The sequence below is a fragment of the Salmonella sp. NW884 genome (assembly GCF_051700745.1).
In the GTDB taxonomy this organism is placed as follows: Bacteria; Pseudomonadota; Gammaproteobacteria; order Enterobacterales; family Enterobacteriaceae; genus Salmonella; species Salmonella enterica.
Genome location: NZ_JAMMDE010000002.1, coordinates 570,628 through 578,562 on the forward strand (window position 1 = coordinate 570,628; position 7,935 = coordinate 578,562).

Below are 7,935 nucleotides of genomic sequence, written 5' to 3' on the forward strand. Positions count from 1 at the left end.
TTTCCTGTTCATTGTAATCATGTTGAAAGATTCAAAAGTGTTATTGTGATCGCAAAATAAAAGAAAAATATTTTAAGTTGAAAGATTGCGGGGGTGGGGGAGAGGATACAAACTGAAAAGAGGAGAAAGGTGATTTATTCTCTTGTGCCGCTTCCTTGTGCGGCGGGGGATGCTTTACCATACTTCTCCCTGGCTGAATTTGTTTAATGGATGTCTCATGTTCAAGCGTCGTTATGTAGCGTTACTTCCACTTTGCGTATTGCTTGCTGCCTGTAGCAGCACGCCAAAATCTTCCGAGACTCAAGCGACGACGGGCACGCCTTCCGGCGGCTTTCTGCTTGAGCCGCAGCATAACGTCATGCAAATGGGCGGCGACTTCGCCAACAACCCTAATGCGCAGCAGTTCATTGATAAAATGGTCAGTAAACACGGTTTCGACCGTCAGCAGCTGCAGGAGATCCTCTCGCAGTCTAAAAGACTGGATTACGTCCTGCGTCTGATGGACAGACAAGCGCCGACCACTCAGCCGCCCGCCGGACCAAATGGCGCCTGGCTGCGCTACCGCAAACAATTTATTACGCCGGATAACGTGCAAAACGGCGTCGCGTTCTGGAATCAGTATGAAGACGCGCTGAACCGCGCCTGGCAGGTATACGGCGTACCGCCGGAAATCATCGTGGGGATTATCGGCGTGGAAACCCGCTGGGGACGTATCATGGGGAAAACGCGGATTCTGGACGCGCTGGCGACGCTGTCATTTAACTATCCGCGCCGGGCGGAATATTTCTCCGGCGAGCTGGAAACCTTCCTGCTCATGGCGCGCGATGAGCAAGACGATCCGCTCAATCTGAAAGGTTCCTTTGCCGGCGCGATGGGCTACGGCCAGTTTATGCCATCTTCCTATAAAGAATATGCGGTCGATTTCAATGGCGATGGGCACATTAACTTGTGGGATCCGGTAGATGCCATCGGCAGTGTGGCGAACTACTTCAAGGCGCATGGTTGGGTGAAAGGCGATACGGTTGCGGTGCCAGCGAATGGTCAGGCGCCGGGACTGGCGAATGGTTTCAAAACAAAATACAGCCTCTCTCAGCTTGCCGCCGCAGGCTTAACGCCGCAGCAATCGTTGGGCAATCATCAGGAAGCCAGCCTGCTGCGTCTGGATATCGGTACGGGCTACCAGTACTGGTACGGCCTGCCGAACTTCTACACCATTACCCGATATAACCACAGCACGCATTATGCGATGGCGGTTTGGCAACTGGGCCAGGCGGTAGCGCTGGCGCGGGTGCGCTAATTTACGCTTAGGGAGGGGAGCACCCCCTCCGCTATTATTATGGCTTTTTGGGCTGATTCTCTGCCTGCAAGTGGGATATCTTCTTTGATAGTGCCAGACTATATCCCAGACATCCCAGGCCTAAGATAATTTGACCGCCATCATACGGTTCAAAATAGCCTGACGACAATATATTCAGTACTCCCATTCCTAATGAACATACTCCACCCACAATTAACCACAGCCGTAGTTGACAGGTTTGTTTCAGTTTGTGCTGTGTGCTTTCCGTTTTTTTGAGTGACATCCTTGCTTTCTCTCCGTGCGTGTAAATTTAGCGACATGGTACTGCTATTTAGTCATGTGCTATCTCATTTCATTCTGCATAAATAACCTGCTGGCATTTTTTCGGAATCCGACTCGTAAAATCGACTGCTCGTCCCCATCTCTGGTGAGAAAGTGCTATCTTGTGCGGCAGGATTTCTAACTGACAGAGGTCATGATGACTGACAGTGAACTGATGCGGCTTAGCGAACAGGTCGGGCTGGCGTTAAAAGCGCGCGGGGCGACCGTAACGACAGCAGAGTCCTGTACCGGCGGCTGGCTGGCGAAAGCCATTACCGACATCGCCGGAAGTTCCGCCTGGTTTGAACGCGGCTTTGTCACCTATAGTAATGAAGCCAAAGCGCAGATGATTGGCGTGCGTGAAGAGACTCTGGCGCAGCATGGCGCGGTCAGCGAACCCGTAGTGGTCGAAATGGCGATCGGGGCGCTGAAGGCCGCTCGCGCCGATTTTGCTGTCGCTATTAGCGGAATTGCCGGGCCGGATGGCGGCAGTGAAGAAAAGCCGGTTGGTACGGTGTGGTTTGCTTTCGCCAGCGTCAGCGGAGAAGGGATTACGCGTCGGGAATGCTTCAGCGGCGACCGTGAATCGGTGCGTCGACAGGCGACGACGTACGCGCTACAAACCCTGTGGCAACAATTTCTACAAAACACTTGATGCTGTATGAGCATACAGTATAATTGCTTCAACAGTACGAATTCACTATCCGGTTCAATACCAAGTTGCATGACAGGAGTAATAATGGCTATCGACGAAAACAAACAGAAAGCGTTGGCGGCAGCACTGGGCCAAATTGAAAAGCAATTTGGTAAAGGCTCCATCATGCGTCTGGGTGAAGACCGTTCTATGGATGTGGAAACTATCTCCACCGGTTCGCTTTCACTGGACATCGCACTCGGTGCGGGCGGTCTGCCGATGGGGCGTATCGTCGAAATTTACGGGCCGGAATCTTCCGGTAAAACGACCCTGACGCTGCAGGTGATTGCTGCTGCGCAGCGTGAAGGTAAAACCTGTGCGTTTATCGATGCGGAACACGCGCTTGACCCTGTTTACGCACGCAAGCTGGGCGTCGATATCGATAACCTGCTTTGTTCTCAGCCGGATACCGGCGAGCAGGCGCTGGAAATCTGTGACGCACTGGCGCGTTCAGGCGCGGTGGACGTCATTGTGGTCGACTCCGTAGCGGCGCTAACGCCGAAAGCGGAAATCGAAGGCGAAATTGGCGACTCTCACATGGGCCTCGCGGCGCGTATGATGAGCCAGGCGATGCGTAAGCTGGCGGGGAACCTGAAACAGTCCAACACGCTGTTGATTTTCATCAACCAGATCCGTATGAAGATTGGCGTGATGTTCGGTAACCCGGAAACCACCACCGGCGGTAACGCGCTGAAATTCTACGCCTCTGTTCGTCTTGATATCCGTCGTATTGGCGCGGTGAAAGAGGGCGATAATGTCGTGGGTAGCGAAACACGTGTGAAAGTGGTGAAAAACAAAATCGCCGCGCCGTTTAAGCAGGCCGAGTTCCAGATCCTCTACGGCGAAGGCATCAACTTCTATGGCGAACTGGTTGACCTGGGCGTGAAAGAGAAGCTGATCGAGAAAGCGGGCGCATGGTACAGCTACAACGGCGAGAAGATTGGCCAGGGTAAAGCGAACGCGACTACCTGGCTGAAAGAGAACCCGGCGACAGCGAAAGAGATCGAGAAAAGGGTTCGTGAATTACTGTTGAGTAATCAGAATGCCACGCCCGATTTCGCCGTTGACGATAGCGAAGGCGTTGCAGAAACCAACGAAGATTTTTAATCATCAGGTGATGGTGGGTCGGACAAAACGAAGCCGCCATTCAGCAAAACGTTAAATTACCATCAAGGGCTGCATTTATGCGGCCCTTTTGGCATTTCTCCCTGTTAAGGTTTTTTATGAGTGAACCCACATCGCGCCGTCCCGCTTATGCTCGTCTCCTTGATCGTGCGGTACGTATTCTTGCTGTCCGCGATCACAGCGAGCAGGAATTACGGCGTAAACTCTCCGCGCCGGTGATGGGCAAAAATGGGCCGGAAGAGATTGATGCGACGGCAGACGATTATGAACGCGTGATCGCCTGGTGCCACGAACATCACTATCTTGATGACGAGCGCTTCGTGATGCGCTTTATCGCCAGTCGTAGCCGCAAAGGCTATGGCCCGGCGCGTATTCGCCAGGAGTTGAATCAGAAAGGCATTTCCCGTGAATCGACTGAAAAAGCGATGCGAGAATGTGAAATTGACTGGAGTGAAATGGCACGTGAACAGGCCGTTCGCAAATATGGCGAGCCGCTCCCTTCAAACTTTTCAGAAAAGGTTAAGGTACAGCACTTTTTGCTCTATCGCGGGTATCTGATGGACGATATCCAGCAAATATGGCGAAATTTTGCAGATTGAGCGCATACGGGATTTTACTTCCCGGTAAAGAAAACTTATCTTATTCCCACTTTTTCCGTCTGGACGCGGGTTGCTTAACGGCGAACAGCGTCTGCGACGAATATTCCTTAAATACACAAAATCATTCAAGCCGCATCAAAGCGGCAAGTGAGCCTCGGGAACGCGTGACCGGGAAACTCGCAGCCAACGCAGAGGCGGCCTGAAGGATGAAGTGTAGCTTGATTTCAGGATAATTATGAGCAAGAGCACCGCTGAGATCCGTCAGGCGTTTCTCGACTTTTTCCATAGTAAAGGGCATCAGGTAGTTGCCAGCAGTTCCCTGGTGCCTAACAATGACCCCACTTTGTTGTTTACCAATGCCGGGATGAACCAGTTCAAGGATGTTTTCCTTGGGCTCGATAAACGTAATTATTCCCGTGCAACCACTTCCCAGCGTTGCGTACGCGCGGGGGGTAAACACAACGATCTGGAAAACGTCGGATACACTGCACGTCACCATACTTTCTTCGAAATGCTGGGCAACTTCAGCTTCGGCGATTACTTCAAACACGACGCCATTCAGTTCGCATGGGAATTACTGACCGGTGAAAACTGGTTTGCTCTGCCAAAAGAGCGTTTATGGGTCACCGTTTATGAAACCGACGACGAAGCCTATGAGATCTGGGAAAAAGAAGTCGGCATCCCGCGCGAGCGTATCATCCGTATCGGCGACAATAAAGGCGCGCCATACGCATCGGATAACTTCTGGCAGATGGGCGACACCGGTCCCTGCGGTCCGTGCACCGAAATCTTCTACGATCATGGCGACCACATCTGGGGCGGCCCTCCGGGAAGCCCGGAAGAAGACGGCGATCGCTATATTGAGATCTGGAACATCGTCTTTATGCAGTTCAACCGTCAGGCTGACGGGACGATGGAACCATTGCCGAAACCGTCTGTAGATACCGGTATGGGGCTGGAGCGTATTGCCGCGGTACTGCAACACGTTAACTCTAACTATGACATCGACCTGTTCCGCACGTTGATTGAAGCGGTAGCGAAAGTCACCGGCGCCACCGATCTGGGTAATAAATCGCTGCGTGTTATCGCCGACCACATCCGTTCCTGCGCATTCCTGGTTGCCGATGGCGTGCTGCCGTCGAATGAAAACCGTGGCTATGTGCTGCGTCGCATTATTCGTCGCGCGGTTCGTCACGGCAACATGCTGGGCGCGAAAGAGACCTTCTTCTACAAGCTGGTTGGGCCGCTGATTGAGGTAATGGGCTCCGCAGGCGAAGAGTTGAAACGTCAGCAGGCGCAGGTCGAGCAGGTTCTGAAAACGGAAGAAGAGCAGTTCGCCCGTACGCTGGAGCGCGGTCTGGCGCTGCTGGATGAAGAAATGGCGAAATTGCAGGGCGACACCCTGGACGGCGAAACCGCTTTCCGTCTGTATGATACTTATGGTTTCCCGGTCGATCTAACGGCGGACGTCTGCCGTGAGCGCAACATCAAAGTCGATGAAGCCGGTTTTGAAGCCGCTATGGAAGAGCAACGCCGTCGCGCGCGCGAAGCTAGCGGTTTTGGCGCGGACTACAACGCGATGATCCGCGTTGATAGCGCTTCTGAATTTAAAGGTTATGACCATCTGGAACTGAACGGCAAAGTGACCGCGCTGTTTGTCGATGGTAAAGCGGTTGAAGCGATTAACGCGGGACAGGAAGCGGTTGTCGTGCTGGATCAGACCCCATTCTATGCGGAATCAGGCGGTCAGGTTGGCGATAAAGGCGAGCTGAAAGGCGCTGGATTTACTTTCGCTGTGGACGACACGCAAAAATATGGTCAGGCGATTGGTCACCTCGGCAAATTGTCTGCGGGCGCTCTGAAAGTGGGCGATGCGGTACAGGCTGACGTAGATGAAGCGCGCCGCGCACGTATCCGTCTGAACCACTCCGCCACGCACCTGATGCACGCGGCGTTGCGCCAGGTGCTTGGGACACACGTTGCGCAGAAAGGTTCGCTGGTTAGCGATAAAGTGCTGCGCTTCGACTTCTCGCACAATGAAGCGATGAAGCCGTCGGAGATTCGTCAGGTTGAAGATTTGGTGAATGCGCAAATTCGCCGCAACCTGCCGATTGAAACGAACATCATGGATCTCGACGCGGCGAAGGCGAAAGGGGCTATGGCGCTGTTTGGCGAGAAATACGACGAACGTGTACGCGTTCTGAGCATGGGTGATTTCTCTACCGAACTGTGCGGCGGTACTCACGCCAGTCGTACCGGTGATATCGGTCTATTCCGTATTATCTCTGAGTCCGGCACCGCAGCGGGCATTCGTCGTATTGAGGCGGTAACCGGTGAAGGCGCTATGGCCACCGTTCATGCGCAAAGCGATCGCTTAAACGATATTGCGCATCTGCTGAAGGGCGACAGCCAGAATCTGGGCGACAAAGTGCGCGCCGTGCTGGAACGTACACGTCAGCTGGAAAAAGAGTTGCAGCAGTTGAAGGACCAGGCCGCAGCGCAGGAGAGTGCAAATCTTTCCAGTAAAGCGGTCGATCTCAACGGCGTGAAGCTCCTGGTCAGCGAGCTTGCTGGTATTGAGCCGAAAATGCTGCGAACCATGGTTGATGATCTGAAAAATCAACTGGGGTCTACCGTTATCGTACTGGCAACGGTTGTTGAAGGTAAGGTTTCTCTGATTGCGGGCGTGTCGAAGGATGTGACCGACCGGGTTAAAGCAGGGGAATTGATTGGGATGGTCGCTCAGCAGGTGGGCGGTAAGGGTGGCGGTCGTCCGGACATGGCGCAAGCCGGTGGTACGGATGCGGCAGCTCTGCCTGCAGCGTTAGCCAGTGTACAAGGCTGGGTCAGCGCAAAATTGCAATAATTATAAGCGTTCGTTGGCGCCGCAGCCCATGCTGCGGCGTTTACGTCAACGCTATCGACAACGATAAAGTCAGGTTGAAGTTTTGTATATCGGCTAAACTTAGGTTTAACAGAATGTAATGCCATGACTGCTTACACCTAAGGTGTTTGTCATCGCTTACTTTTTGGCGTTATATGATGGATAATGCCGGGATACAGAGAGACCCGACTCTTTTAATCTTTCAAGGAGCAAAGAATGCTGATTCTGACTCGTCGAGTTGGTGAGACCCTCATGATTGGCGATGAGGTCACCGTGACAGTTTTAGGGGTGAAGGGCAACCAGGTGCGTATTGGCGTGAACGCCCCGAAAGAAGTTTCTGTCCATCGTGAAGAGATCTACCAGCGTATCCAGGCTGAAAAATCCCAGCAGTCCAGTTACTAAGGTTTTCGCGTCTCACTTTTCGGGTGAGACGCAGCCTCTCTTCTCGCTCGCCCGCGTTGTCCCTTCATGACTTTTTTCAACCTCACTGTTGATATGGTGCGCTTTTGGCGGCCAGCGTGTCATCAAATTATCTGTTGATAAAACACTCTTTTTGGCTTTTTTACAGACTAATTGAGCGTGAAGTGTGCAAACGATAAAAGCTCTGGAAAAATTGTTTGACTTATAAGTCCCAGAAAGTAATATGTGCGCCACGCAGCGACGATGAGCAGAACAAGTTCTTCGAAGCACTCGTAAGAGGCGTGTGGTGAGGTGGCCGAGAGGCTGAAGGCGCTCCCCTGCTAAGGGAGTATGCGGTCAAAAGCTGCATCCGGGGTTCGAATCCCCGCCTCACCGCCATTTGCATCCGTAGCTCAGCTGGATAGAGTACTCGGCTACGAACCGAGCGGTCGGAGGTTCGAATCCTCCCGGATGCACCATCTCTTACTTGATACGGCTTTCACCGCGGTATCAATATCGGCAGTAAAGCAAGTTTTCCGATGCATCCGTAGCTCAGCTGGATAGAGTACTCGGCTACGAACCGAGCGGTCGGAGGTTCGAATCCTCCCGGATGCAC

7 protein-coding genes and 3 tRNA genes are annotated in these 7,935 nt (G+C 52.9%); 9 read left to right on the forward strand and 1 reads right to left on the reverse strand.

The genetic code is table 11. The features are described 5' to 3' along the window. Positions 1 to 217: 217 nt before the first annotated feature. Positions 218 to 1,297: a lytic murein transglycosylase B gene (mltB, locus tag NA197_RS07255; protein ID WP_000476822.1), complete on the forward strand. Its 1,080-nt coding sequence runs from the start codon at positions 218 to 220 to the stop codon at positions 1,295 to 1,297. Positions 1,298 to 1,334: 37 nt separating this feature from the next. On the opposite strand, the gene NA197_RS07260 is transcribed toward mltB, so the two are convergent. Continuing rightward, on the reverse strand, positions 1,335 to 1,580 hold the full coding sequence (locus tag NA197_RS07260) for a hypothetical protein (protein ID WP_001519391.1): 246 nt from the start codon (positions 1,578 to 1,580) through the stop codon (positions 1,335 to 1,337). Between the two features lie 195 nt (positions 1,581 to 1,775). On the opposite strand from NA197_RS07260, the gene pncC reads away from it, so the two are divergent. From pncC to NA197_RS07300, 8 genes are all read left to right on the forward strand, one after another. Next, a complete protein-coding gene (gene pncC, locus NA197_RS07265; protein ID WP_000132239.1) occupies positions 1,776 to 2,273 on the forward strand; it encodes a nicotinamide-nucleotide amidase in 498 nt (165 codons plus the stop codon). An 84-nt stretch (positions 2,274 to 2,357) separates the two neighbouring features. Continuing rightward, positions 2,358 to 3,419 carry a recombinase RecA gene (recA, locus tag NA197_RS07270; RefSeq protein WP_000963150.1) on the forward strand — a complete coding sequence of 354 codons (1,062 nt, stop codon included), beginning with the start codon at positions 2,358 to 2,360 and terminating at the stop codon, positions 3,417 to 3,419. A 116-nt stretch (positions 3,420 to 3,535) separates the two neighbouring features. After that, a complete protein-coding gene (gene recX, locus NA197_RS07275) occupies positions 3,536 to 4,036 on the forward strand; it encodes a recombination regulator RecX (protein WP_064042847.1) in 501 nt (166 codons plus the stop codon). Between the two features lie 235 nt (positions 4,037 to 4,271). Then, the gene (gene alaS, locus NA197_RS07280) at positions 4,272 to 6,902 is read left to right on the forward strand and encodes an alanine--tRNA ligase (RefSeq protein WP_371062071.1); all 2,631 of its coding nucleotides are present in this window, start codon (positions 4,272 to 4,274) and stop codon (positions 6,900 to 6,902) included. Between the two features lie 234 nt (positions 6,903 to 7,136). Beyond that, complete coding sequence (gene csrA, locus NA197_RS07285; RefSeq protein WP_000906486.1) at positions 7,137 to 7,322, forward strand: carbon storage regulator CsrA; 186 nt, start codon at positions 7,137 to 7,139, stop codon at positions 7,320 to 7,322. Positions 7,323 to 7,625: 303 nt separating this feature from the next. Beyond that, positions 7,626 to 7,718: transfer RNA gene (locus tag NA197_RS07290), tRNA-Ser, on the forward strand. 3 nt (positions 7,719 to 7,721) lie between these two features. After that, a tRNA-Arg gene (locus NA197_RS07295) sits at positions 7,722 to 7,798 on the forward strand. Positions 7,799 to 7,860: 62 nt separating this feature from the next. Next, positions 7,861 to 7,934, forward strand: a tRNA-Arg gene (locus NA197_RS07300). The last annotated feature ends 1 nt before the right edge of the window (position 7,935 follow it).